At 45.6% G+C, this 25,391-nt stretch carries 19 protein-coding genes; 11 read left to right on the top strand and 8 right to left on the bottom strand.

The features are described 5' to 3' along the window. Nucleotides 1-337: 337 nt before the first annotated feature. The 3 genes from KJB35_RS25420 to KJB35_RS25410 all read left to right on the top strand — a co-directional run bounded on the left by KJB35_RS25420 (nucleotide 338) and on the right by KJB35_RS25410 (nucleotide 2,580). Nucleotides 338-526, top strand: coding sequence for a (2Fe-2S)-binding protein (locus tag KJB35_RS25420; protein ID WP_054729689.1), 189 nt, complete (start codon nucleotides 338-340; stop codon nucleotides 524-526). A gap of 93 nt (nucleotides 527-619) precedes the next feature. After that, nucleotides 620-1,096 carry a bacterioferritin gene (gene bfr / locus KJB35_RS25415; protein WP_005381359.1) on the top strand — a complete coding sequence of 159 codons (477 nt, stop codon included), beginning with the start codon at nucleotides 620-622 and terminating at the stop codon, nucleotides 1,094-1,096. Between the two features lie 206 nt (nucleotides 1,097-1,302). After that, the gene (locus KJB35_RS25410) at nucleotides 1,303-2,580 is read left to right on the top strand and encodes a malic enzyme-like NAD(P)-binding protein (protein ID WP_005381358.1); all 1,278 of its coding nucleotides are present in this window, start codon (nucleotides 1,303-1,305) and stop codon (nucleotides 2,578-2,580) included. A 112-nt stretch (nucleotides 2,581-2,692) separates the two neighbouring features. Here KJB35_RS25410 and metJ read toward each other — a convergent pair whose 3' ends face one another. Further along, entirely contained in the window at nucleotides 2,693-3,013 is a 321-nt protein-coding gene (gene metJ / locus KJB35_RS25405; protein ID WP_005381353.1) for a met regulon transcriptional regulator MetJ, read from the bottom strand. A 225-nt stretch (nucleotides 3,014-3,238) separates the two neighbouring features. On the opposite strand from metJ, the gene KJB35_RS25400 reads away from it, so the two are divergent. From KJB35_RS25400 to metF, 3 genes are all read left to right on the top strand, one after another. Beyond that, nucleotides 3,239-4,399 (top strand): O-succinylhomoserine (thiol)-lyase, encoded by a 1,161-nt coding sequence (locus tag KJB35_RS25400; protein WP_053304152.1) that lies wholly within the window; start codon nucleotides 3,239-3,241, stop codon nucleotides 4,397-4,399. Nucleotides 4,400-4,414: 15 nt separating this feature from the next. Then, entirely contained in the window at nucleotides 4,415-6,823 is a 2,409-nt protein-coding gene (locus tag KJB35_RS25395) for a bifunctional aspartate kinase/homoserine dehydrogenase II (RefSeq protein ID WP_285357820.1), read from the top strand. 262 nt (nucleotides 6,824-7,085) lie between these two features. Beyond that, nucleotides 7,086-7,988, top strand: a complete 903-nt coding sequence (gene metF, locus KJB35_RS25390) for a methylenetetrahydrofolate reductase (RefSeq protein ID WP_005381345.1) — start codon at nucleotides 7,086-7,088, stop codon at nucleotides 7,986-7,988. Nucleotides 7,989-8,058: 70 nt separating this feature from the next. Here metF and KJB35_RS25385 read toward each other — a convergent pair whose 3' ends face one another. The 3 genes from KJB35_RS25385 to argE form a co-directional block, all read right to left on the bottom strand. Beyond that, entirely contained in the window at nucleotides 8,059-8,598 is a 540-nt protein-coding gene (locus KJB35_RS25385) for a PadR family transcriptional regulator (protein ID WP_005382791.1), read from the bottom strand. 425 nt (nucleotides 8,599-9,023) lie between these two features. Further along, nucleotides 9,024-11,657 (bottom strand): phosphoenolpyruvate carboxylase, encoded by a 2,634-nt coding sequence (gene ppc / locus KJB35_RS25380; RefSeq protein ID WP_005381336.1) that lies wholly within the window; start codon nucleotides 11,655-11,657, stop codon nucleotides 9,024-9,026. 272 nt (nucleotides 11,658-11,929) lie between these two features. Further along, nucleotides 11,930-13,066, bottom strand: coding sequence for an acetylornithine deacetylase (gene argE / locus KJB35_RS25375; RefSeq protein ID WP_005381335.1), 1,137 nt, complete (start codon nucleotides 13,064-13,066; stop codon nucleotides 11,930-11,932). Nucleotides 13,067-13,210: 144 nt separating this feature from the next. Here argE and argC point away from each other — a divergent pair, with 144 nt between their 5' ends. The 4 genes from argC (at nucleotide 13,211) to argH (ending at nucleotide 18,444) form a co-directional block, all read left to right on the top strand. Then, complete coding sequence (gene argC, locus KJB35_RS25370) at nucleotides 13,211-14,215, top strand: N-acetyl-gamma-glutamyl-phosphate reductase (protein ID WP_053304154.1); 1,005 nt, start codon at nucleotides 13,211-13,213, stop codon at nucleotides 14,213-14,215. Nucleotides 14,216-14,236: 21 nt separating this feature from the next. Then, on the top strand, nucleotides 14,237-15,028 hold the full coding sequence (gene argB / locus KJB35_RS25365) for an acetylglutamate kinase (protein WP_005381333.1): 792 nt from the start codon (nucleotides 14,237-14,239) through the stop codon (nucleotides 15,026-15,028). 84 nt (nucleotides 15,029-15,112) lie between these two features. Further along, nucleotides 15,113-16,327 carry an argininosuccinate synthase gene (locus tag KJB35_RS25360; RefSeq protein ID WP_017821738.1) on the top strand — a complete coding sequence of 405 codons (1,215 nt, stop codon included), beginning with the start codon at nucleotides 15,113-15,115 and terminating at the stop codon, nucleotides 16,325-16,327. A 242-nt stretch (nucleotides 16,328-16,569) separates the two neighbouring features. Then, complete coding sequence (gene argH / locus KJB35_RS25355; protein WP_053304155.1) at nucleotides 16,570-18,444, top strand: argininosuccinate lyase; 1,875 nt, start codon at nucleotides 16,570-16,572, stop codon at nucleotides 18,442-18,444. 194 nt (nucleotides 18,445-18,638) lie between these two features. Here argH and KJB35_RS25350 read toward each other — a convergent pair whose 3' ends face one another. The 3 genes from KJB35_RS25350 to KJB35_RS25340 form a co-directional block, all read right to left on the bottom strand. Continuing rightward, nucleotides 18,639-18,920, bottom strand: a complete 282-nt coding sequence (locus tag KJB35_RS25350) for a DUF3624 domain-containing protein (protein ID WP_025768083.1) — start codon at nucleotides 18,918-18,920, stop codon at nucleotides 18,639-18,641. Nucleotides 18,921-19,293: 373 nt separating this feature from the next. Further along, complete coding sequence (locus KJB35_RS25345; protein ID WP_248525352.1) at nucleotides 19,294-20,766, bottom strand: dihydrolipoyl dehydrogenase; 1,473 nt, start codon at nucleotides 20,764-20,766, stop codon at nucleotides 19,294-19,296. Nucleotides 20,767-20,957: 191 nt separating this feature from the next. Further along, complete coding sequence (locus KJB35_RS25340) at nucleotides 20,958-21,686, bottom strand: redoxin family protein (protein ID WP_005382781.1); 729 nt, start codon at nucleotides 21,684-21,686, stop codon at nucleotides 20,958-20,960. 169 nt (nucleotides 21,687-21,855) lie between these two features. Between KJB35_RS25340 and oxyR the strand changes: the two genes are divergently transcribed. Next, nucleotides 21,856-22,767 (top strand): DNA-binding transcriptional regulator OxyR, encoded by a 912-nt coding sequence (gene oxyR, locus KJB35_RS25335; protein WP_005381326.1) that lies wholly within the window; start codon nucleotides 21,856-21,858, stop codon nucleotides 22,765-22,767. A 53-nt stretch (nucleotides 22,768-22,820) separates the two neighbouring features. On the opposite strand, the gene KJB35_RS25330 is transcribed toward oxyR, so the two are convergent. Next, nucleotides 22,821-25,382: a penicillin-binding protein 1A gene (locus KJB35_RS25330; RefSeq protein WP_025768081.1), complete on the bottom strand. Its 2,562-nt coding sequence runs from the start codon at nucleotides 25,380-25,382 to the stop codon at nucleotides 22,821-22,823. Nucleotides 25,383-25,391 lie beyond the last annotated feature (9 nt).

Raw genomic sequence — 25,391 nt, 5'->3', positions numbered from 1 at the left:
GACTAATTCATAGCGAATTAAACGAAATCTTGCACTGTTCTTCTTTTTGAAGAAAGCGCATCGAAAAGGGAAGCTTAGGCTTCCCTTTTTCATTTCTAGATTACATTTAGTTATAAGTGTTGAAATAAAAGACGTCACTTTTTCGATTTAAAAACAGAGTTTTACCGGCTTTGTATCTTAACACTTTTACTCACCCCTCTTAACCCTTTGATCTTTTCCTGCAGCGGTAAAATCGTTATAACCAAATATTCTGAGCGGACACCATAATGCGACTGGTAACAAGAACTATTCTTGTTTATATTGTTTGTCACAGATTAGTTTTATAGGTTTTTTGAGTATGTTCGTTTGTCTTTGCCATGGTGTCTCCGACAAAAAAATTAGGAAGTTGGCGATAGATGAAGGCGTAACAGATATTAAAGGAATCAAAAAGTGCACGGCATTGGGCAGCCAATGTGGTAAGTGCATCAGACAGGCCAAGGAAATTTTAGCGGAAACTAGTTACACGGAATTTAAACAAGCTAGCTAATTGCTGTAAGTATGCAGTAATTATTTGCCTTACATTTTGACACCTTCTCATTTGCTTCTACATTTAAATGAAGCCAAAGAGGAGGGTTTTGTCATGAAAGGCGATCCAATCATCATTCAACATCTCAATAAAGTGCTCGGTAACGAGCTCGTCGCTATTAATCAGTATTTTCTTCACGCCCGAATGTATAAAGACTGGGGCTTAAAGCACCTAGCAGACAAGGAATATCACGAATCTATCGATGAGATGAAGCATGCCGATCATCTAATTGAGCGTATTTTGTTCCTTGAAGGCCTACCGAACCTACAAGATTTAGGTAAGTTGATGATTGGTGAAGATACCAAGGAAATGCTCGAGTGTGACTTAAAGCTTGAAATGGCGGCTATTCCAGATTTAAAAGATGCGATTGCCTACGCTGAAGACATTCGAGATTATGTGTCTCGAGATCTCTTCCAAGATATTCTTGAAGATGAAGAAGAACATGTTGATTGGCTAGAGACGCAACTTGGCTTGATTGAAATGTCTGGTATTGAGAATTATCTCCAAGCGCAATACGTGGACGAAGAGTAACGATACTTTCTGAGTTTGCATACTCCAATAATAGTAAGAAGAAAGAGCACCTGACTCGAAAATCAGGTGCTTAACCCCGTTATCTGGTCTAATCTCTTTTATTATCGGCTTTTTAAGGATATTGCTCGCAATCTTGCCTATGAAGTTTGATTTCTATCCGATAGAATTTATGCCCCCTTACCTAAAAATAAAAAAGAGAAACGTCCATGTCTGAAGACAACCACCAAGCAGCCACTCCAGAAGAAGAACATCGCCAAAAAGCATTGGATTACCATGCTTATCCAACTCCAGGAAAGATTGCTGTCGAACTGACAAAGCCTGCGGAAACGGCGGGTGATCTTGCCCTTGCTTACAGCCCTGGTGTTGCAGAGCCAGTGCGTGAAATCGCACAAAACCCGGATAACGTGTACAAGTACACTGCAAAAGGGAACATGGTTGCTGTTATTTCTAACGGTACCGCTATTCTAGGTCTAGGTAACCTAGGTCCACTTGCATCTAAGCCAGTGATGGAAGGTAAAGCGTTACTGTTTAAGCGTTTTGCAGGTCTTGACTCTATTGATATTGAAGTTAAGCACCGCACGATCGATGAATTTGTTGATACTGTTGCGAGCATTGCAGACACTTTTGGCGGTATCAACCTTGAAGATATTAAAGCACCAGACTGTTTTGAGATTGAAAAGCGTCTGATTGAACGTTGTGATGTACCAGTATTCCACGATGATCAACATGGTACTGCTATTGTAACGGCAGCGGGTATGCTGAATGCAATCGAACTTCAAGGTAAGAAACTTGAAGATTCAACAATTGTTTGTCTTGGCGCTGGCGCTGCCGCTGTAGCGTGTATGGAGCTTCTGATCAAATGCGGCGCAATGCGCGAAAAAATCTACATGCTAGATCGCAAAGGTGTGATTCACACTCGTCGTGATGATCTTAATGAATATAAGCAGCTATTTGCGAACAATACAGATAAGCGCACACTAGAAGACGTGATTGAAGGTGCAGATCTGTTCCTAGGTGTATCTGGTCCAAACCTATTGCCAGCGGAAGCGTTGAAGTTGATGGCAGATAAGCCAATCGTATTCGCATGTTCTAACCCGGATCCTGAAATCAAGCCGGAACTTGCTCACGCAGTTCGTGATGACTTGATCATGGGTACTGGCCGTAGTGATTATCCTAACCAAGTTAACAACGTATTGTGTTTCCCATTCATTTTCCGCGGTGCTCTTGATGTGCGTGCAAGTGAAATCAATGATGAAATGAAACTTGCAGCCGTTGAGGCGATTCGTGAGCTAGCAAAAGAGCCTGTACCTGAAGCCGTATTGAAGGCTGCAGGTGTTGATAAGCTAGAGTTTGGTGCGGACTATATTATTCCAAAACCAATGGATTCACGTTTGCTACCACGTGTTGCAAAAGCGGTTGCTCAGGCGGCGGTTAATTCAGGTGTAGCTCGTATCGAGATGCCTGAAAACTACATGGCAGAGTAATATATCTTTCAGATGTGATACACAAAAATGGGACGCTATTGCGTCCCATTTTTTATGTCATTCATTTGGCTCGAGGCAAGAGTTATTACCTGAAACCTCTTATCAGGCTTTTTTATTCTTCGTCGAATGACTCAAATTCGATGCCCATTTCCGTCATCAGCGCTTTTACTTCTGTTGGAATATCATCAGGACGGTCTTTACGAAGGTCTTCATCTGTCGGAAGTGGCTGACCTGTGTACGCGTGCAAAAATGCCTCGCATAGCAATTCACTATTGGTTGCATGGCGTAAGTTATTGATCTGACGGCGAGTACGCTCATCAGTTAGCACCTTTAAAACTTTTAGCGGGATAGAGACGGTAATTTTTTTTACTTGTTCGCTTTTTTTGCCGTGCTCTGCATATGGGCTAATGTATTCGCCATTCCAGTCAGCCATTGCACACCTTCATTTATGTAATCGGTTAAAAATAATTTAGGTGCTGATTTTAGCTGCATTTACCGCCATAAGCAAAGACATATAGACGTCTAGAAGTGTTGACGTCTCATTTTTTGACGAGTAAAGTGAACATAACAGCAAAGGAAGCGTGTTGATCACTTTATGTTACTCATTAGATATAGCGCATTCCTATTTAGAAGTCATTACCCGTGAAAGGATACACCCATGAGCACTCGCAAACCTGCGACCATTGCAGTACGCACTGGTATTGAATCAGACAGCCAATATCATGCTGTCGTTCCACCTATTTATCTTTCCACTAACTATGGTTTTCCTGCTTTTGGTGAAGTGCCCAAGTATGATTACACACGATCTGGTAATCCAAACCGCGGACTGTTGGAAAGTGCGCTATCTGAACTTGAGTCTGGAAAAGGAGCGGTTGTTACTAACTGCGGTACGTCGGCATTAAATTTATGGGTTTCCGCTTTTCTCGGCCCAGATGATCTCATTATTGCTCCTCACGATTGTTATGGTGGTACCTATCGTCTTTTTAATACCCGAGCTAACAAAGGCGATTTTAAGGTTCAGTTTGTCGATCAATCAGACGAACAGGCTTTAGATGCTGCATTGGCACAAAAACCAAAACTCATTTTGCTAGAAACTCCGTCAAACCCTCTGGTTCGCGTAGTGGATATTGCAGCTACTTGTGAAAAAGCGAAACAAATCGGCGCGTTAGTTGCGGTGGACAATACCTTTTTGACACCCGTGTACCAAAAACCTTTAGAGCTAGGTGCGGATTTTGTTATCCACTCCACAACAAAGTACATCAACGGTCATTCGGACGTAATTGGTGGGGTAATCATCACCAACACAGAAGCGCATGCAGAAGAGCTTGCATGGTGGGGCAATTGTATTGGTGCAACGGGCACACCTTTCGATAGTTACATGACACTGCGAGGTATTCGTACGCTTGGTGCTCGTATGAAAGTACATGAAGAGAGCTCACAGCAGGTACTGGCTTACCTACAGAAACAAGCGTTAGTTAAAACTATCTATCATCCAAGCCTGCCGGAACATCCAGGTCATGACATCGCTAAAAAGCAGCAAACGGGCTTTGGCTCTATGTTGAGTTTTGAGTTTGCTGGTTCGTTTGAACAGTTAAAGGTGTTTGTGAAAGAGCTCCAACTGTTTTCATTAGCTGAATCATTAGGTGGTGTAGAAAGTTTGATTTGCCACCCGGCATCCATGACGCACCGTGCAATGGGTGAGGAGGCGCTGGCGGAGGCTGGGGTCTCTCATCAACTATTGCGTTTGTCTGTCGGTTTGGAAGATGCACAAGACCTCATCACAGATTTAGAACAAGCGTTCGCTAAAGCTACCCAGTAATAGGAGACGATAACAATGACTGTACAACGTCAGCTGCATAAGTTTGGTGGCAGTAGCTTAGCAAACCCAGAATGCTACTTACGCGTTGTGGGTATTCTCAAGGAGTATTCGACAGAAAATGATCTGGTGGTCGTCTCTGCTGCAGGAAAAACCACTAACCGCTTGATTGAGTTTTTGGAAGGGTTAAATAAAGATGGCCGAATTGCGCATGAAGCGCTTCAAAGCTTAAGACAGTTTCAAACTGAGCTAATAGAAAGCTTGTTGGAGAGTGAAGCAAAAGAAGAGCTGTTAGCTTTATTACATGATGAGTTCAGTACTCTCTCGGAGCTGACTGCACCACTCACTAATGCGCAAAAATCTGCGGTACTGGGACACGGAGAAGTATGGTCTGCTCGCCTATTGGCCGCGTTATTATCTCAACGTTCTATCCCTGCGGTTGCACAAGATGCACGAGCGTTTTTACGTGCAGAAGCGGGAACTCAACCAGAGGTTGATCGCGCTCGTTCATACCCTTTAATTAAAGAGATCCTCGCGCAGCATAACCATAAACGTGTGGTAATTACTGGATTTATGGCTCAGAACGAGGCAGGAGAAACCATTCTACTTGGTCGTAACGGCTCTGACTATTCTGCAACGGTCATAGGCGCGCTTGCTGAAGTCAGTACTGTCACGATTTGGAGTGATGTTGCTGGTGTCTATAGTGCCGATCCACGTTTGGTGTCTGACGCTTGTTTATTACCGTTACTTCGATTGGATGAAGCCAGTGAACTTGCTCGCTTAGCTGCCCCAGTGCTACACAGTCGTACGCTTCAGCCTGTGGCGCAAAGTACCATGGACCTTAATCTCAAGTGTAGCTATCTGCCAGAGTCGGGTTCTACTCGTATTGAGCGTGTATTGGCATCTGGTCGTGGCGCTAAAATTATTACTTCACTGGATGATGTTTTATTGGTGCAGTTGTCTTTCATGCATGGGCACGACTTCGAAAAAACACAGAGTGATGTATTACAAGCGTTGCAGCGCGCGCAATTAGAGCCACTGGCATTTGAAGCTCAATCCGATCAGCACACGCTACGCTTAGCTTACACCGCAGAAATCGCCGGTGGTGCATTGAAACACTTGCAAGAGCTTGCGGTAGAGGCAGAAATTAAGCTAAAAGAAGGTTACTCGCTCTTAGCTGCGGTAGGTGCAGGCGTTACGAAAAACGCCAATCATTGCTTTGGCTTTTATCAGAAGCTAAAGCACTCTCCGGTAGAATTTATCTCTGAAACAGACTCAGGACTGAGCCTAGTCGCTGTTTTGCGCCGTAGTGATACCGAGGCGTTGGTTCAAACGATTCATAGCCAGTTGTTCCAAGCGCAAAAACGCGTGGCAGTGGCTTTATGTGGCAAGGGTAATATTGGTTCTAGTTGGTTAAATTTATTTGCGACGCAAAAAAGTGAGCTCGAAAAACGTCATGGTATGAGCTTTGATCTTGTCGCGGTTGTGGATAGCCAAACCTATTGGTTCGATGAGCAAGGTATTGAGGCGGCGAGTGTTGCTGAACGATTTGATGATGAAAGCATAGCAAACAATGGGGATTGGCTGGCACGTTTGGGAGCACTTAAAAGCTATGATGAAGCCGTCGTGCTTGATGTTACCGCGAGTAAAGAGTTAGCTCAGCGCTACGTAGAAATCGCACAGCAAGGCATTCATTTGATTTCCGCTAACAAAGTGGCCGGTTCCGCAGATAGTCAGTACTACCATCAGGTTCAAGATGCATTCGCTAAAATTGGTCGTCATTGGCTATACAACGCAACGGTTGGTGCTGGGTTACCGATAAACCATACCGTGCGAGATCTTCGTGAAAGTGGGGATGAAATCGTCGCTCTATCGGGGATTTTCTCGGGGACGTTATCATGGCTGTTCCAACAGTTTGATGGTTCTGTGCCATTTAATGATTTAGTCGATCTTGCTTGGCAGCAAGGGTTAACCGAACCTGACCCTCGTTCTGATTTAGATGGCTCCGATGTAATGCGTAAGTTAGTCATCTTGGCTCGAGAGTCGGGCCTAGATATAGAACCAGACAGCGTTAAAGTTGAGTCTTTGGTTCCAGAAGAATTAAGAGAACTGAGCTTAGATGATTTCTTCGATAATGGAGCGTTGTTGAGTGAAATACTTCAAGAGCGTCTGACAAAAGCACAGAGAAACGATCAAGTGCTTCGCTATGTGGCGCGTTTAGAAAAAAATGGTAAAGCAACGGTGGGAGTCGAAGCGTTATCTCGTGAGCACGCGCTCGCCAACTTATTGCCATGCGATAACATTTTTGCCATAGAGAGCAAGTGGTACAAAGATAACCCTCTGGTCATTCGAGGACCAGGCGCAGGCAGAGAAGTGACAGCCGGCGCTATTCAATCCGACCTCAACCGATTGGCTGGTTTATTTTAAAGTTGCGATTGACCTAAAAACCCTGGAATTAATCCAGGGTTTTTTATTCCCCTATCAGTGCCATACTGAAGTCATAACCCGTGCAAAATGGTGAGATGATGCTCAAGTAGAAACTTGAACTATCTTCATTATTAACTTGAGAAAAATTCATAATTACAAGGTTGACATTAAATCGTATTCAATACATTCTGTAGACATATAGACGTCTAAACGTCGATTTTAAGGATTTGTTTTCGTGGCGGAGTGCCGCAGGGAGAGTAAGATGGGATATACGCACGCAGGCCATATCGACGCCTTGAACCAGAATATTGCTGAGTTATCAGATAACATCAATGTATCGTTTGAGTTTTTTCCGCCAAGCAGCGCTAAGATGGAAGAAACACTTTGGAATTCAGTGCACCGTCTTAAAACGCTTCAACCTAAATTTGTTTCTGTGACTTACGGTGCGAACTCCGGCGAGCGTGACAGAACACACTCCATCATTAAAGAAATTAAAGCAACAACCGGATTGGTTGCCGCTCCCCATCTCACTTGTATTGATGCGACTCGTGAAGAGCTGATTAATATTGCCGATGATTATTGGAACAATGGTATTGAAAATATCGTCGCTCTGCGTGGTGATATTCCTCCAGGTGGCGGTGCGCCTGATATGTATGCCTCGGATTTGGTTGAGCTGCTGAAATCACGCCACGATTTCGATATCTCCGTTGCTGCATTCCCTGAGGTTCACCCTGAAGCTAAAAGCGCACAGTCTGACTTATTGAACCTAAAACGTAAGGTAGATGCAGGTGCAAACCGTGCTATTACTCAGTTCTTTTTTGACGTTGAGTCTTACCTGCGATTCCGTGACCGTTGTGTCGCAGCAGGAATTGACGTAGAGATTGTGCCAGGAATTTTGCCTGTATCGAACTTTAAGCAAGCTTCTCGCTTTGCGGCACAGAACAATGTGAAAGTACCAGGATGGATGAGCAAACAATTCGATGGCTTGGATGATGATCCGGTGACTCGCCAGCTTGTAGGAGCTAGCCAAGCTATTGATATGGTGCGTGTACTGAGTCGTGAAGGGGTTAAGGATTTTCACTTCTACACACTAAACCGTGCAGAGATGACTTACGCGTTATGCCATACGTTGGGTGTTCGTCCTCGCGCAGTAGTCGGTGCGTAAACCTAGTTTCAAAAAGATAAAAGGCTTGCCAAGTGGCAAGCCTTTTTCGTTTTATCAAAGCAAAAGGAGTTTAACCAATCACTTCAAGTTCAGTTAGAACTTCTTCTGCCCAAGTGATCCAAGTTTCACGTAACAGTAGGTTACGGCGAAGCGTTAGACGTTCTAGGCGAGCTTGTTTATCTAAAGTTGACGGCGTTGCGTAGTAAGCCGCTTCAATTTCTTTGTAGTGAGAAACCAGTTTGCGAGACTCTTCAACTAGCTCGGCGAGTTGGTCACGGAATGGAGCCGCTGGTTGAACGGCACATGCCATCAATTTCGCTGAAAACTCATCACGAACTGTTGGGTGTGCAGTTGGTTGATCAAACCACTCTCCTAAAGCGCTGCGACCAGCGTCTGTAATGGAGTAAACCTTGCGGTCTGGTTTGCCTTCTTGGGGTTCTAATACGCAAGTAACCAGTTCTTTCTCAGCCATTTTGTTGAGTTCACGGTACACCTGTTGGTGGCTTGCTTTCCAGAAGTAACCGATGCTAGCAGAGAATTCTTTAGTGATATCGTAACCGGTTGCGTCGCGAGTGCTAAGAACAGTTAAGATTACGTGTGGTAATGACATGTCTTCAATCCAAATGGTCAATAAACTTGTAAACAAGCTACTTATACTTTCAGCTGCGCTCTTACTGGCACTTGAGTTTTTTAATGTATAAGTAGCACCAACAATGTTGGTCCTGTCACCTTAAAGCCGTTTATCACCTAGAGAGATGGGGAGTCCCATCAAGGCTGGAGCAGGTATGATTGGATTTATGAGCTCTCAGCAGGCAAGTAGTATATAAATAATAAGCATGAAGTGGAATAGTAGGACAAAATTACCCTAAAAAACTAACATAATAATCAATAGTGTTAACTTGTGGTTTTTTATTCTTTTATTTTGGTATTTTTTGGGTCTATAGTGGTGTATTTAACTGCCTTTGTTTTGGTGCGATTATCCTGTGATAAAAAAAAGCTGAGCATTTGCCCAGCTTTTTATTAAAAATGAAACGATTAGCCTGTGTTGCGCATACCAGCAGCAATACCAGCAATCGTCACCATCAACGCTTCTTCCAAGTTTGCAGAAGCTTCTTCGGTTTGACGCGTGCGGTATAGTAGCTCTGCCTGTAGCATATTCAATGGCTCAACGTAGATATTGCGTAAGCGAATCGACTCGAGTCCCCAAGGGTCATGCTGCATCAAGTTTTCATTGTTCTCTACATTCAGTACCGCTTTGATGTCTTCTTGAAGCTGAGCACGAAGTTTTTCACCGAGTGGACGGAGCGACTCATCCACCAATCGCTCATCGTAGTAGCGAGAGATATCAATATTACACTTCGAGTACACCATCTCTAGCATGCCGAGACGAGTAGAGAAAAACGGCCATTCGCGGCACATCTCTTCGAGCAATGCTTGGTGGCCTTTATCGATCGAGTATTGAATCGCTTCACCTGCGCCTAGCCATGCAGGAAGTACCAAACGGTTTTGACTCCATGAGAAGATCCACGGGATTGCACGTAAGCTTTCTACTCCGCCCTTAGGGTTGCGTTTTGCAGGACGAGAACCAAGTGGCAACTTACCGAGTTCGAGTTCTGGTGTTGCTTGGCGGAAGTAAGGCACGAAATCTGGCTCGCCACGAACCACATTTCGGTAAGACTCACAGCTTACTTCTGATAGCACTTCCATCAAGTCGCGCCATTCTTGTTTTGGCTCCGGTGGCGGTAACAAGTTGGCTTCCAGAATCGCACTTGCGTATAGGTTAAAGCTGTTTACTGCGACATCTGGGAGACCCAGTTTAAAGCGGATCATCTCGCCTTGCTCTGTTACACGTAAACCGCCTTTCAAGCTTTTTGGTGGTTGCGACAAAAGCGCAGCATGCGCAGGTGCGCCACCGCGACCGACTGTGCCCCCACGACCATGGAATAGAGTTAGCTCAACGCCTTCTTCTTCAGCCACTTTAACTAACGATTCCATCGCATGATACTGAGCCCAACCTGCAGACATAACACCTGCATCTTTCGCTGAGTCAGAGTAACCAATCATGACCATCTGGTGGTTTTGGATAAAACCACGGTAAAGGTCAATCCCCATAAGCTGCTTGATGACCGATTCCGCGTTGTTCAAATCGTCTAGCGTTTCGAACAGAGGACACACATCCATGCGGTAAGGGCAACCAGCTTCTTGTAGCAGTAGATGAACGGCTAGTACGTCAGAGGCGGTACGTGCCATTGAAATAACGTAAGCGCCAAACGCTTCACGCGGTTGTGCTGCAACAATCTTGCAGGTATCCAAAACCTCTTTGACGGGTTCAGACGGTTCCCAATCACGAGGGAGAAGCGGACGTTTAGATGCCAGCTCGTTAGTTAGAAAAGCAATCTTATCTTGCTCACTCCATTGTTCGTAATCACCAATACCTAAGTAGCGAGTCAGTTCAGACAAGACGTCTGAGTGACGCGTGCTCTCCTGGCGGATATCAAGACGTACAAGATGGATACCAAATGCTTTTACGCGGCGTAGTGTATCCAGTAGTGAGCCGTTGGCTATTACACCCATGCCACATTCGTTTAGTGACTGGTAGCAGGCATACAACGGTTCCCAAAGTTGCTCGACTTTTTGCAGTGGTGCTTTAACGGCCAGTTTTTGACCGTGGATCTTAGCATCGAGAATATCTTTGGTTTCATTGAGCAGAGTGCGTAATTGCTTCAGGATCGCACGGTATGGTTCGTGCTGATCTTCGCCAGCAAGTTCACGGACTTGATCGTTTGAAACTGTCATAGACAGCTCGCTGATCAACTCGTTGATGTCATTGAGATAAAGATCGGCGGCTTTCCAACGAGACAATAGTAAGACTTCACGCGTAACGTTGTGAGTAACAAACGGGTTACCGTCACGGTCACCGCCCATCCAAGAGGAGAAGTGCACTGGGCGAGCATCAATGGGTAAACCTTCTCCAAGGTAAGATTTTAGACGGTCATTCATCTCACGTAGGAAGTCCGGTACTGCTTCCCATAGAGAGTTTTCAACGACCGCAAAGCCCCACTTTGCTTCATCCAACGGAGTAGGGCGTTGTTGTCGAATCACGTCTGAATGCCAGCCTTGGGCAATCAGTTGCTCTAGGCGGCGTTCGGTTTTTCTGCGCTCTTTAGAAGAAAGATCGCTTAGCTCCAACTTTGATAAGCACTCGTTTATCTTGACCAGTTTGTTGATCATCGTGCGGCGCGTAATTTCTGTTGGGTGAGCCGTCAATACCAATTCAATATTCAGATCACGAACCGCTTGGGCAGTGTCCAGTTTGCTCACATCGTTTTGTACCAGTTTAGAAAACAGCGAGTTAATCGCGTCTGGTTCGCAAATGTGCTCTTCACAATGGCGTGAAATCGTGTGGTATTGCTCAGCGATATTGGTGAGGTTTAGAAATTGGTTAAACGCGCGAGTAACGGGCGTTAGCTGCTCATCAGGTAGATGTTTGATTTCTTCGATCAAGCTGTCCCTGTCTGCTTGATTCCCTGCTTGAGCTGATTTGGATAATTTACGAATGGTTTCCACTTTCTCGAAGATTTCTTCGCCATGGGCATCGCGAATGGTGTTACCCAATAAGTGGCCTAACATGCGCACATTACTTTTGAGTGCGGCGTATTTCTCGTTCATTGTCGTCCTGCCTCGTAAAAAAACTACATCCATTGTCCTTGTTAAGACTCCAATCTAGCGAAAAGCACCAGTTATAGTCAAATAAAGCAGACTAAGTTTGCAATTATTCCGCTGTCTCCTGATTTAGAGCAAATTTACGGCAGCCATAGAGTAAGAAGTGAAAATTAATTACAAAATAACAAGTTAAATAAGTGTTAAGACTAGCGCTAAATTGTGAAGATAAAAAGATGCAGCTCAATCGAGCTGCACAGACTTTCGAGCTTAAACGCGTATTAACAGCAGTACTTGACCATCGCCTTTGAAAGCACATCAATTGTGGGGTCGATAAAGTCGAAGGATAGAAACTCATCCGGTTGATGGGCTTGGTCGATTGACCCAGGGCCGAGCACCAAGGTTGGACACAACTGCTGTAGAAATGGTGCCTCAGTACAGTAGTTCACGGTTTCTGAACTGGTTTGGCAGATCTCTTCAACACCACCGATAAATGGGTGGTCATGTTGGCATTCGTAACCCGGAATAGGCTCATGCAATGGAATAATCTCCAGTCTCCCAGGCCATTTCGCTTCGACTTCTTTTAATGCTCCGCGCAACATGTTCTCTAAACCATCAAGGCTAATGCCGGGAAGAGGACGCACGTCGTAATGCAGCTCACAGCAACCACAAATACGGTTAGCGCTGTCACCACCATGAATGTGTCCAAGATTTAGGGTTGGGCTTGGAATGGCAAAACCCGGATGGTGATATTCTTTAATCAATTTGTCACGCAGTTGCATCATGGCGAACATGACTTCATGCATGATCTCAATAGCGTTAACGCCAAGCGCTGGGTCCGATGAGTGACCGGACTTGCCTGTTACGCGAATGGCATTTGCCACATGCCCTTTATGACCTCGAATTGGTACAAGGCTGGTGGGTTCACCAATGATGCAGTAATCCGGCTTAAATGGGGCGTTTGCTGTGAAATGTCGCGCGCCCAACATGGTGGTCTCTTCGTCACAAGTGGCTAATACGTAGAGTGGTTTGCTCTGCTTGCTCCAATCGACTTTCTTCACTGCTTCATAAATAAAGGCGAAAAAGCCTTTCATGTCTGCTGTGCCTAAACCGTAGAAGCGGTTGTCTTTTTCCGTCAGTTTATGCGGATCGAAATTCCATCGCCCTTGATCGAATGGCACGGTATCACTATGGCCAGCAAGTAAAAGGCCACCTTCACCCTCACCCATACGTGCGATCATATTGTGCTTGCCTGGCTCGACTTCGATCACTTCAACGCTAAAACCCAGATCTTTAAACCAAGATGCGAGTTTTTCGATGACTTTTGCATTGCCCTGATCCCAGCTCGGATCCGTGGAGCTGATAGAAGAGGTGCTGATGAGTCCTTCATAGACCTCTAGAAAAGTTGGTAATTGCATGGATTCTTCAAATCTCCTGTTGACAGACAGACCACAAAAATGTAAAACACATATTAAATCATATTTAATGAATAAAAAATCAAAATAAAGCAAAAATTAAATATGAATAGTCATTTGAGCCTTTAAGTATATGGATGTCACACAATGCTAAAAACCACGATTATTGGAGCCAGCGGTTACACCGGCGCAGAGTTAGCGTTAATGGTTAATAAACACCCACAACTCACGCTATCAGGTTTATACGTTTCCGCCAACAGTGTTGATGCGGGAAAGAGCATCGCGCAGCTACACGGTAAGCTAGCGGGCATCATTGATATGCCAGTTTTACCACTAACGGATCCACTGCAAATCGCTCAAGAATCGGACGTGGTGTTTTTGGCAACGGCTCACGAAGTCAGCCATGATTTAGCCCCAACTTTCTTGGAGACAGGCTGTCAGGTATTCGATTTATCGGGTGCATTCCGTGTGAAAAGTGAAGGCTTTTACGACACTTTTTATGGCTTCGCACATCAACATAACAACTGGCTAGATAAAGCAGCATACGGCTTAGCAGAGTGGAACCAAGAATCAATAAAAACCACTCCTTTGATTGCAGTAGCAGGTTGCTACCCAACCGCTTCACAGCTTGCAATCAAACCTTTATTAGAACATGCGTTGCTCGATACCAACCAATGGCCAGTGATCAACGCAACCAGTGGTGTATCTGGTGGAGGGCGTAAAGCCTCCATGGTTAACAGCTTCTGTGAAGTGAGCTTGCAACCTTATGGTGTATTTAACCATCGTCACCAGCCAGAGATTGCTCAGCACTTGGGTTGCGATGTGATTTTTACTCCGCACCTCGGCAACTTTAAACGCGGCATTCTTGTCACTATCACCATGAAGCTTGCGCAAGGTGTGACAGAAGCACAAGTGGCACAGGCGTTTGAACAAGCTTATCAAGGCAAGCCTGCGGTGCGTCTTAAAGGCGACGGTATTCCACGTATTCAGGATGTCGAAAATACCCCTTTCTGCGATATCGGCTGGAAGGTACAAGGCGAACACATCATTGTGATTTCAGCTATCGACAACCTACTTAAAGGTGCATCGAGTCAAGCGATGCAATGTCTCAATATTCATTACGGTTACCCAGAACTGACAGCGTTGCTGTAGTCGTTGAAAGAGGGAAATGCGATGACGCAAACCAATCAAGCTCCTTTAGTCATTAAGCTAGGTGGTGCAGCTCTATCATGCACTCAAACCTTAAGCCAACTGTTTGGTGCCATTGCGGCTTACCAAAAATCGGCACAGCGACAAATCGCCATCGTTCATGGCGGTGGCTACCTAGTTGATGAGTTGATGGCAAAGCTTCAGCTTGAAACCGTAAAGAAAAACGGTTTACGCGTAACGCCTTACGATCAAATTCCTGTGATTGCAGGCGCGCTTGCAGGCACTGCGAATAAGTTACTTCAAGGTCAAGCGATTGCGGACGGTCTTAACGCTGTGGGTCTTAGCCTTGCGGATGGTGGTTTGTGTCTTGTTGAAGAACTTGACCCAGAACTCGGCGCGGTAGGCAAAGCATCACCGGGTGACTCAGCACTATTACAAGCGGTGCTAAACACAGGTGCACTGCCGATCATCAGTTCAATTGGTTTAACCAAAGATGGCCAGATGATGAATGTGAATGCTGATCAAGCAGCAGTCGCGGTTGCGGGCGCATTAGATGCGGAGTTAGTCCTGTTATCAGACGTGAGTGGTGTATTAGATGGAAAAGGCCATTTGATCAAAACCCTGTCAGAGCAGCAAGCTAACTCGTTGATCGATGGACATGTGATCACCGATGGCATGATCGTCAAAGTTAAAGCCGCTTTGGAGGCCGCCAATGATCTTGGCCGTCCAATTGAAGTCGCGACCTGGCGTTACCCAGAAAAATTAGCACAGTTATTCGCTGGTGAAAGTATTGGTACTCAATTCTTGCCTCAATAAGCATCAGCAAAAGAATTCAATATTAGGAAGTCGTAGTTGGCACTGACCGCCGAGCGCAGCGCCAGTTAAGTTTGGAGAAAAAACATGAGCAAAGTGAACGTAAATAAAGTGGTAGTCGCATACTCAGGCGGTCTAGATACTTCAGTAATTATCCCGTGGCTAAAAGAGAACTACGACTGTGAAGTAGTGGCTTTCGTTGCCGATGTTGGTCAAGGTGCCGAAGAGCTAGAAGGCATTGAAGCGAAAGCAAAAGCCTCTGGTGCTTCTGAGTGCTACATCGCTGACTTGAAAGAAGAAATGGTCGCAGACTACATTTACCCAACGCTAAAAACCGGCGCGTACTACGAAGGTAAGTACCTGCTAGGTACATCAATGGCGCGTCCAATCATTGCCAAAGCGCAGGTTGAAGTGGCACGTAAAGTGGGCGCGGACGCTCTGTGTCATGGCTGTACAGGTAAAGGTAACGACCAAGTACGTTTTGAAGGCGCATTCGCAGCACTAGCACCGGACTTACAAGTGATTGCACCTTGGCGTGAGTGGGACCTAGTGAGCCGTGAAGAGTGTTTGGATTACCTAGCTGAGCGTAATATTCCTTGCTCTGCGTCTCTTACTAAGATCTATTCGCGTGATGCAAACGCATGGCACATTTCGACGGAAGGCGGCGTTTTAGAAGATACGTGGAACGCACCAAACGAAGACTGCTGGGTGTGGACTGTCGACCCAGAGCAAGCGCCAAATGAAGCGGAATACGTCACGCTGAAAGTAGAAAAAGGTGAAGTGGTCGAAGTTGATGGTGAAGCGATGACACCATACAACGCACTGGTTTACCTAAATGAGAAGGGCGCTAAGCACGGTGTTGGCCGTATCGATATCGTGGAAAACCGTCTTGTTGGAATGAAGTCTCGTGGTTGTTATGAAACACCGGGAGGCACCATCATGATGGAAGCGCTGCGTGCTGTAGAGCAGCTTGTGCTAGACAAATCATCATTCGAATTCCGTGAGGAGCTAGGTCTAAAAGCGTCTCACCTTGTATACGATGGCCGTTGGTTTACGCCACTATGTAAATCGATCCTTGCCGCTTCAGAAGAGCTAGCGCAAGACGTTAACGGTGAAGTGGTTGTTAAGCTCTACAAAGGTCAAGCGACAGTGACGCAAAAACGTTCTGACAACAGCTTGTATTCAGAAGAGTTCGCGACTTTTGGTGAAGATGAAGTTTACGACCAAAGCCATGCAGGTGGGTTCATCCGTCTTTACTCGCTATCAAGCCGTATTCGTGCATTGAACAGCCAGAAGAAATAATCCCTTAACATCCATCTTGGATTGAATAAAGACCCGCCATTTATAGGCGGGTCTTTTGGTTTCTAAAAGCGGGTATCTAAAGTTGTTTTGAATATATATGTAAAAATATTGAATTTATACTTTATTTTTTATCGAAATTGCCGTAACGTTGACCCATAAGAAAAAGTGAGCAAATGACCATCAAATTGGTTACTACTCATTCGAGAACGTTAGAGTAAGCAATAGTCATCAGGAGAGACGCAATGGCATTATGGGGCGGAAGATTTACCCAAGCGGCAGACACCAGATTTAAAGAGTTCAATGATTCGTTGCGTTTTGACTACCGATTGGCTGAGCAAGACATCGTAGGTTCAATCGCATGGTCTAAAGCTCTGCTTTCTGTTGATGTGCTATCGGCAGAAGAACAGAAAAAACTGGAACTTGCTTTAAATGAGCTGAAGTTAGAAGTGATGGAAGACCCTCACCAAATTCTTCGCTCTGATGCAGAAGATATCCACTCTTGGGTTGAACAGCAGCTAATCAGTAAAGTGGGAGATTTAGGTAAAAAACTCCACACTGGGCGTTCTCGGAATGACCAAGTCGCCACAGACTTGAAACTTTGGTGTCGTCAGCAAGGTCAGCAATTATTGATTGCTTTAGATCGCCTACAAGCACAAATGGTCCATGTTGCTAAACAGCACCAAGGCACCGTATTGCCAGGCTATACTCATCTTCAGCGTGCTCAACCTGTAACTTTTGCTCACTGGTGCTTGGCTTATGTTGAAATGTTCGAGCGTGACTACTCTCGTCTGAATGATGCCTTACAGCGTCTCGACACTTGTCCACTTGGCTCGGGTGCGTTAGCGGGAACGGCTTATCCGATTGATCGCGAACAATTAGCACATAATCTCGGTTTCCACCGTGCTACGCGTAATTCACTCGATTCGGTTTCAGATCGTGATCATGTGATGGAACTGATGTCGGTGGCGTCGATTTCTATGCTTCACCTTTCTCGTCTTGCAGAAGATATGATCTTCTACAATTCAGGCGAGTCAAACTTCATTGAGTTAGCGGATACGGTGACATCTGGTTCGTCATTAATGCCACAGAAGAAAAACCCAGATGCACTTGAGTTGATCCGTGGTAAGACAGGGCGTGTCTATGGCGCATTATCGAGCATGATGATGACAGTTAAAGCCTTGCCATTGGCGTACAACAAAGACATGCAGGAAGATAAAGAAGGGTTGTTTGACGCTTTAGATACATGGAACGACTGCATGGAAATGGCAGCTCTGTGTTTTGACGGTATTAAAGTGAATGGCGAGCGCACACTAGAAGCGGCGAAACAAGGTTACGCAAACTCGACGGAGTTAGCTGATTACCTAGTGGCGAAAGGCATCCCATTCCGTGAAGCTCACCACATCGTCGGTGTCGCGGTCGTTGGTGCTATTGCTAAAGGTTGTGCGCTAGAAGAGCTGTCTATCGAAGAGTTAAAAGCCTTCTCAGAAGTCATTGAAGCGGATGTGTATGACATTCTGACTATCGATTCGTGTTTGGAAAAGCGTTGTGCTTTGGGTGGTGTTTCGCCTCATCAGGTCGCTTACGCGGTAGAACAAGCGGATAAGCGCCTGAGCCAGCGTGACAGCTCGGCGGTGAAAGTGCGTCCTGCACGTTTGACGGACATTGAAACGTTGGAAGGTATGGTTGCTTACTGGGCGAACCTTGGTGAGAATCTTCCGCGCTCTCGTAATGAGCTCGTGAGAGATATTGGCTCTTTCGCGGTGGCTGAGCATCATGGTGAAGTGACGGGTTGTGCTTCTCTATATGTGTATGACTCAGGGTTGGCTGAAATACGCTCTCTTGGTATCGAAGCGGGCTGGCAAGGCCAAGGGCAGGGCAGTGCGATTGTGAACTATTTGGTTGAGAAAGCGCGCCAGATGGCGATCAAGAAAGTCTTTGTTCTAACGCGAACGCCTGAGTTCTTTATGAAGCAAAGCTTTTTACCGACATCGAAGTCATTACTGCCGGAGAAAGTTCTGAAAGATTGCGATCAGTGCCCACGTCAACATGCATGTGATGAGGTAGCGCTTGAGATCAATTTAATGGAGCAAGTGATCCAAAAAACGCATGTGGCATGAACTGAAGTTGTGGAGTGATTTTATTAGCATTCAATGACATAGTCATTTTCCTGTTTACTTACATCAGTATTCGCTAAAAAAATCGAAAAAATTTGGAACCTTTGAGAGGAAGCCCGGTCTATTAAAGTACCACTGCTTTTTCTTAGAAGAATCTAAGAGAGCCCCAGAACTGACATTGGTTTTGGGGCTTTTTTCTATCTGTCACTTTTCTCTTTTTTATTCGCCTTTTTTTGTCCCTTTCGACGTTGCCAAGGCAAGATGACAAAACGCATCCATAAGTGTAGAAACAACAAAACGTTGAAAGCGAAGCCGGCAAAGATCAAAGCGATCGACTCGATGCTTTGTGGATCATCTTTGAGCGTAAACCACCACACAATCCAACACAGTACAGAAAGTACCGTCAATTGATCCAAGCATCGTTGGCAACGTCCAAGTTTTTTCCAAAACCAATGTTCCTCGCAGCGGCGACAAGTCATAGTGTTTTCCAAACCATTAGTGTTGCTTCAGATTATATATCTAACTATATGGTGGAAAGTGTTTCTTGTACCGGACTTAGAGCGCCATGACACAACCAAAAATGGAAAGTTAGCTTTGTAAAAGCTTTGTGGCACGTAATTGATGTATGGTGCGCTGTCAGTCTTTAACAGGAAATATAATGATGTCGACAGAGTTGAAACTTGCGCTAAGTATCGCTGGTGGGTTCTTTATGATCGGTGTTGTCGCGATTTGTATGGTCAGTCGCTATGCAATGATGGCAGCGTAAGAGAGATTTCATTGCGCCGAAGTAGTAAAGCAAAGCCTCGTTGATGACGAGGCTTTGCTTTATATTTAGATAGAAGCCTGAAAGCGTTAGCAGCCTGGGCCGCAGTCAAGACAATGTTTCACCATTTCTGGCCCTAAGTGTAGTTTTGCATTCAAATCACGTAGAGCGGTGCGGACGCCTTCTTCAATCACTGGGTGATAGAAGGGCATATCTAACATCTCAGAAATCGTCATCCTATTTTGGTGCGCCCACGCTAAAAGGTGCGCAAGATGCTCTGCATTCGGGCCCATCATTTCTGCACCTAAAAAACGTCCAGTGCCTTGCTCTCCGTAGACATGCAGAATACCTTTATTACGAAGCATGACGCGCGAACGTCCTTGATTTTCAAACGAGACTTCACCGGTTGCGAAACATCCACATGTGCCTAGACGTGTTTCTAGTTGTTTATATGTTTCGCCAACCATAGCAATTTGAGGGTCGGAGAACACGGCTGAAATTGGTGAGCGACGCAGACCCGCACGAATATCTGGGAAACGGCCTGCGTTGTCTCCAGCAATACGGCCTTGGTCAGCGGCTTCGTGCAGCAGTGGAATTTGGTTACTTGCATCACCTGCGATGAAGATGCTCTCTACCGAAGTTTGCAATGTATAGTGATCCGCCGTTGGTACGCCACGTTCATCGAGAGCCACATTGGTGTTCTCGATCGCCAGCTTATCGACGTTTGGACGACGACCCGTTGCGGCCAATACGTAATCGACAACGAAAGTTTCTAATTCGCCATCATGGTTGATGAATTGGATTTCGACCTTGTCTTCGCCGTCATTGTCTGACGAAGCAATGCGTTTCATGCTTTCGACTTTTACATCTGCATCAAGGTAGAACTCTTCCTTAAAGGCTTTATCTGCATACGCCATCACCTCTGGGTCTGTCAGTGGGCCCACTTGTCCTCCAAGGCCAAAGAGCTTCACGTTCACTCCTAGGCGGTGTAAAGCCTGACCCAATTCAAGGCCGATGACTCCTGGGCCAAATACTGCCACGGACTCTGGTAAGTCATCCCAGTCAAATACATCATCGTTAATCACTAGGCGATCACCCAGTTCATTCCAAGCTGCCGGATATGCTGGACGAGATCCTGTCGCAATAACAATGCGCTGTGCGGTGACCTGAGTATGATCATCTATGATGAGAGTGTGGTCATCGGCAAACTTCGCGTAGCCCGATAGTTTGTCTTCAGCGGGAATATCATCGACACTTTCAAGCACAAAGCCAACAAAACGATCGCGTTCGCGCTTTACACGATCCATAACTTCTCGTCCGTTAATTCGTACTTCACCTTGCGGGTGTATCCCAAATCCAGGTGCTTTTTCGATTTGATGAACACTTTCTGCTGCCGCAATTAACAGCTTAGACGGCATGCATCCGACACGAGCACAGGTTGTTCCGTAGGGACCGCCCTCAATCATTACCACGCTGTTGGTATGAGCTTTTGCTGCTCGATAAGCACCAAGACCAGCCGTCCCGCCACCAATAACCGCTACGTCGACATTAACTTGTTTCATCGTGAACTCTCGCTTTTGTTTTAAGCCAAGCTAGCTACATTGAGCTTGGAGAGTGAATTGGATAGTTGAATCTGGATAAGTAGTCACCTTATTGGTAGATGACTACTTATCTAGACTAGTAGAAGAAGTGGTTTAGGGTTGGCCTCCGAGCCAAAAGGCACCGGAGACCGAGGGTGTAGGCTATGGACAGCTTAGCCTAGATACGCTTCTAGCTCTTCGCTACCGCCGATGTGCTTGCCACCGATAAAGACTTGTGGAACAGTCGTGCGACCAGATATAGCTCGTAGACTAACTGTTGTTGCGTCTTTACCCAGAATCACTTCTTCATATTGAAGACCGTGGTCAATCAGATTTTGTTTCGCTTTCATACAGAAAGGGCAGCCTGGTTTAGTGAACACAGTGATGGATTCTTGCGTTTTGTAGTCAGGCGCTATGTAGTTCAGCATCGTATCTGCGTCTGACACCTTGAATGGGTCGCCTGGTTCGTTTGGCTCAATGAACATTTTTTCCACTACGCCATCTTTTACTAGCATGCTGTAACGCCATGAACGTTTGCCAAAGCCGATGTCGTTTTTATCCACTAACATACCCATGCCATCGGTGAATTCACCATTACCATCCGGGATGAAGGTAATGTTTTCTGCTTCTTGGTCTTGTTTCCATGCATTCATCACGAACGTATCATTGACCGAGACACAAATAATCTCATCCACTCCGTGCTCTTTAAATACAGGGAACAATTCGTTGTAACGAGGTAGATGGCTTGATGAACAGGTTGGAGTAAATGCACCCGGTAAGCTAAATACGATAACGGTCTTACCTTTAAATAGCTCATCGGTCGTTACATTCACCCAAGAGTCACCTTGACGAACTGGAAAAGTAACTTGAGGGACTTGTTGACCTTCTTTAGATACAAACATAATGATTTCCTTTAACTATTTTAAATTATGCGTATAGAGCTTAGCGTTTTTCGTCGCTCTGTTTCGTTTTGTTGAGCCCATTATTGTAAAAATCCTTTGATAGCTCTAATCGTTTGGTGTTATGGTTTTGATAGGTATTAGCTATTGTTAAAGAAGCGAAGCGTGAAGTATGAATATTCGAGATTTTGAGTACTTAGTTGCACTTGCGGAACATAAGCACTTTCGCAAAGCGGCAGAGGCATGTTTTGTTAGCCAGCCAACATTGAGTGGGCAAATTCGTAAACTAGAGGACGAACTCGGGACCACGCTTTTAGAGCGAAGCAGCCGACGTGTTTTGTTTACCGATTCAGGTTTACAGCTGGTGGAGCAGGCTAAACGCATCTTAAGTGAAGTGAAAACCTTCAGAGATATGGCAAGCGGTCAAAGCGGAGCCATGACTGGACCGATGCATATTGGTTTCATCCCGACGGTTGGGCCTTATCTACTACCCAAAATTCTGCCGCAGATAAAAGAAGCATTTCCTGAGCTGGAGCTATTTCTGCACGAAGCTCAAACACATCAATTAGTGCGTCAATTGGAAGAAGGCAAACTAGATTGCTTAGTTTTAGCTTCGGTTGATGAAACTGCGCCATTTAAAGAGATCGAAGTGTATCAAGAGCCATTAAGTGTCGCAGTGCCATGTGACCACGAGTGGGCCTCTCTCGACCATGTTGATATGTTGGAGCTGAATGGTAAAACCGTTTTAGCGTTGGGAGACGGCCACTGTCTGCGAGATCAAGCGTTAGGTTTTTGTTTTGCCGCTGGTGCAAAAGACGATGAGCGTTTTAAAGCCACCAGCTTGGAGACGTTACGCAATATGGTTGCTGCCGGTGCGGGGATTACGTTATTGCCTCAGCTTTCTATCCCTAATGAGAAGCAAAAAGATGGCGTATGCTACGTACCAGCTGTTAACCCAACACCCTCGCGTAATATCGTTCTCGTATATCGTCCGGGCTCACCATTACGAGCTAGGTTTGAAGCTTTAGCAGCGAAGATTAAAGAGGTGTTGGCTTCTTATCCATCATTGAATGCTGCAGCATAAGAAGCAGACATAAAAAAGGGAGAGCTTGATGCTCTCCCTTGTGCTTTTGTGATTTAGAACAGTTCTTCTGCGCCAGAGCCTGAAGAGTAAATACTATCTTCTAAACGGTCGCCAGCGTATTCGGTAGGCTCCGTGCCTTTTTCAAAGTATTCGAACATTGATGTGCTATCTACCTTGTGCGTTAGCATACCGCTGTTGCGATCAATACGAACTCGAATAATATCCTCTGGAATATTTTTACCTTGCTCCGGCGTCCCTTCTAGCGCAACACGCATGAAGTCAATCCAAGCAGGCTCTGCGGTTTTCGCACCCGACTCGGCACCAGAAATTTGGCCTTGCCCTAGGTTGCTGTTAACAGTGGTGCGGCCAAGTGCACGTGAGTGATCATCAAAGCCAACCCAAGCTATCGCAACGACACCAGGTCCATAGCCATTGTACCAAGCATCCTTGGAATCATTCGTTGTACCCGTTTTACCCCCGATATCACGACGACCAAGTTTTTGCGCGCGCCAGCCTGTACCATTCCAACCTGTGCCTTCACGCCAGTTACCGCCACCCCAAATGTTGCTGTACATCATCTCACGCATTAAGAATGCATTCTGTTCGGAGATAACTTGCGGTGCATATTGAGGTTCATCATTTTCAAGGGCATTGTCTGTTGCAAGGCCGTCAATTGCGACGTCTTGTTCGCCAAATTCATCAGCGTAGCGATTTTCTGGCTGCTCGCTCATTTGTGGACAATCCTTATGACAAACACTCTTTGGATTGGCTTTAAACAGTACTTCACCGAATGCATCTTCCACGCGTTCTACATAGAATGGTTCAACGTAATAACCACCGTTTGCAAACACAGAGTAACCTTGTGCCACTTTCATTGGTGTTAAGCTGCCAGCTCCGAGTGCGATGGTCTCAGAGCGTGGTACTTGGTTAATATCAAAACCGAAACGAGTAAGGTACTGACGTGTCTCCTCGAGGCCAACTTCACGGAGTGTACGTACTGCCATGACGTTTTTTGATTGAGCTAAGCCGAGGCGAAGACGCGTTGGACCACCATAAGTCGGTGGTGAGTTTTTTGGTCGCCAAGCTGAACCAGAACCTGCATCCCACTTGTTAATCGGCGCATCGTTAATCAAAGTGGCTAGAGTCAGTCCTTTGTCAATTGCTGCCGAGTAGATGAAAGGCTTGATACTTGAACCAACCTGACGCACTGACATGGTTGCACGGTTAAACTTGCTGTGAACAAAGTTGAAACCACCAACCAGCGACAATATCGCGCCATTTTCTGGGTTCATCGCAACAAACGCGGTGTTTGCTGTCGGCACTTGGCTCAGTTTCCAGCTCAGTGTTGTGTTGTCATCTTCATCGGTTTCACTTACTTCGCGAACCCAAACTTGTTGACCTGTCGCTAACACATCATGCGCTGACTTTGGTGTTGAGCCTTGGCGGTTATCGGTAATGTACTTACGCGCCCAGTGCATTCCAGTCCAAGGGATGGTTTGCTCTTCATGGTTCTTAACCCATACTTGCGCCGTCTTATCATCGACTTTCGTCACAACCGCAGGGTAAAGGTCACCATAAGTTGGCTGTTTCTTCAGGTGCTTTTCTATTTGCTCATTGCCCCAGGCTGCTTCCCCTTCTTTCCAAAGCACACTTTCTGCACCACGGTAGCCATGACGTTCATCGTATGACAAGAGGTTATTTACCGCAGACGTATTTGCAGCATCTTGCAGTTTAGAGTCCACAGTCATGTAGATATTCAAGCCAGAGGTGTAAGCTTCTTCTTCACCGTACTCTTTTACTGCCCATGCACGAGCCAACTCTGCTACGTAAGGCGCTGAAAGCTCAATTTCAGCGCTATGATAACGCGCCACAATAGGTTCATTGCGTGCTTCGTCATACTGCTCTTGTGTAATGTATTTCTCATCAAGCATTCGCATTAATACAACGTTACGGCGTTTTGTTGCGCGCTCAAGAGAGTAAATTGGGTTCATGGTTGATGGCGCTTTTGGCATACCAGCGAGTGTTGCAATCTCACTTAACGTCAATTCATCAAGGCTCTTGCCAAAATACACTTGAGCGGCAGCACCAAAGCCATATGAGCGGTAACCAAGGAAGATTTTATTGACATAAAGCTCCATGATTTCTTGCTTACTTAAAAGCTGCTCAATATGGATAGCAATAAAAATCTCTTTAATCTTACGCATGATTTTCTTCTCATTAGATAAGAAGAAGTTACGAGCTAGCTGTTGCGTAATCGTACTTGCACCCTGTTTAGCCGAGCCTGAAACCGCAACAACAACAGCTGCACGAGTGATGCCGATAGGGTCGATACCGGGATGCTCGTAGAAACGGCTATCTTCGGTTGCGATGAGCGCGTGAATTAAGTCTTGAGGAATTTCGTCATAAGTAACAGGAATACGACGCTTTTCACCGAACTGTGCGATCAGCTTCCCGTCTTGACTAAACACCTTCATAGGTGTTTGTAATTCAACGTCTTTTAGAGTTGCAACATCTGGCAATTCAGGCTTCACGTACTGATAGAAGCCAAATATTGTGGTGACTCCAAGAATTATGCAAATCAATGTTAAAAATAATAAACGCTTTATGAACTTCACCGGAGAATC

This window comes from Vibrio sp. D431a, from assembly GCF_030248655.1.
Classification (GTDB): Bacteria; Pseudomonadota; Gammaproteobacteria; order Enterobacterales; family Vibrionaceae; genus Vibrio; species Vibrio alginolyticus.
The sequence above is the reverse complement of the archived record's forward strand: the minus strand, read 5'-3'. Positions and strand labels throughout refer to the sequence as shown.

Coding starts and splice junctions, on each gene's coding strand:
- KJB35_RS25420 (WP_054729689.1), top strand. CDS start 338: ATGTTCGTTTGTCTTTGCCATGGTGTCTCCGACAAAAAAATTAGGAAG.
- bfr (WP_005381359.1), top strand. CDS start 620: ATGAAAGGCGATCCAATCATCATTCAACATCTCAATAAAGTGCTCGGT.
- KJB35_RS25410 (WP_005381358.1), top strand. CDS start 1,303: ATGTCTGAAGACAACCACCAAGCAGCCACTCCAGAAGAAGAACATCGC.
- metJ (WP_005381353.1), bottom strand. CDS start 3,013: ATGGCTGACTGGAATGGCGAATACATTAGCCCATATGCAGAGCACGGC.
- KJB35_RS25400 (WP_053304152.1), top strand. CDS start 3,239: ATGAGCACTCGCAAACCTGCGACCATTGCAGTACGCACTGGTATTGAA.
- KJB35_RS25395 (WP_285357820.1), top strand. CDS start 4,415: ATGACTGTACAACGTCAGCTGCATAAGTTTGGTGGCAGTAGCTTAGCA.
- metF (WP_005381345.1), top strand. CDS start 7,086: ATGGGATATACGCACGCAGGCCATATCGACGCCTTGAACCAGAATATT.
- KJB35_RS25385 (WP_005382791.1), bottom strand. CDS start 8,598: ATGTCATTACCACACGTAATCTTAACTGTTCTTAGCACTCGCGACGCA.
- ppc (WP_005381336.1), bottom strand. CDS start 11,657: ATGAACGAGAAATACGCCGCACTCAAAAGTAATGTGCGCATGTTAGGC.
- argE (WP_005381335.1), bottom strand. CDS start 13,066: ATGCAATTACCAACTTTTCTAGAGGTCTATGAAGGACTCATCAGCACC.
- argC (WP_053304154.1), top strand. CDS start 13,211: ATGCTAAAAACCACGATTATTGGAGCCAGCGGTTACACCGGCGCAGAG.
- argB (WP_005381333.1), top strand. CDS start 14,237: ATGACGCAAACCAATCAAGCTCCTTTAGTCATTAAGCTAGGTGGTGCA.
- KJB35_RS25360 (WP_017821738.1), top strand. CDS start 15,113: ATGAGCAAAGTGAACGTAAATAAAGTGGTAGTCGCATACTCAGGCGGT.
- argH (WP_053304155.1), top strand. CDS start 16,570: ATGGCATTATGGGGCGGAAGATTTACCCAAGCGGCAGACACCAGATTT.
- KJB35_RS25350 (WP_025768083.1), bottom strand. CDS start 18,920: ATGACTTGTCGCCGCTGCGAGGAACATTGGTTTTGGAAAAAACTTGGA.
- KJB35_RS25345 (WP_248525352.1), bottom strand. CDS start 20,766: ATGAAACAAGTTAATGTCGACGTAGCGGTTATTGGTGGCGGGACGGCT.
- KJB35_RS25340 (WP_005382781.1), bottom strand. CDS start 21,686: ATGTTTGTATCTAAAGAAGGTCAACAAGTCCCTCAAGTTACTTTTCCA.
- oxyR (WP_005381326.1), top strand. CDS start 21,856: ATGAATATTCGAGATTTTGAGTACTTAGTTGCACTTGCGGAACATAAG.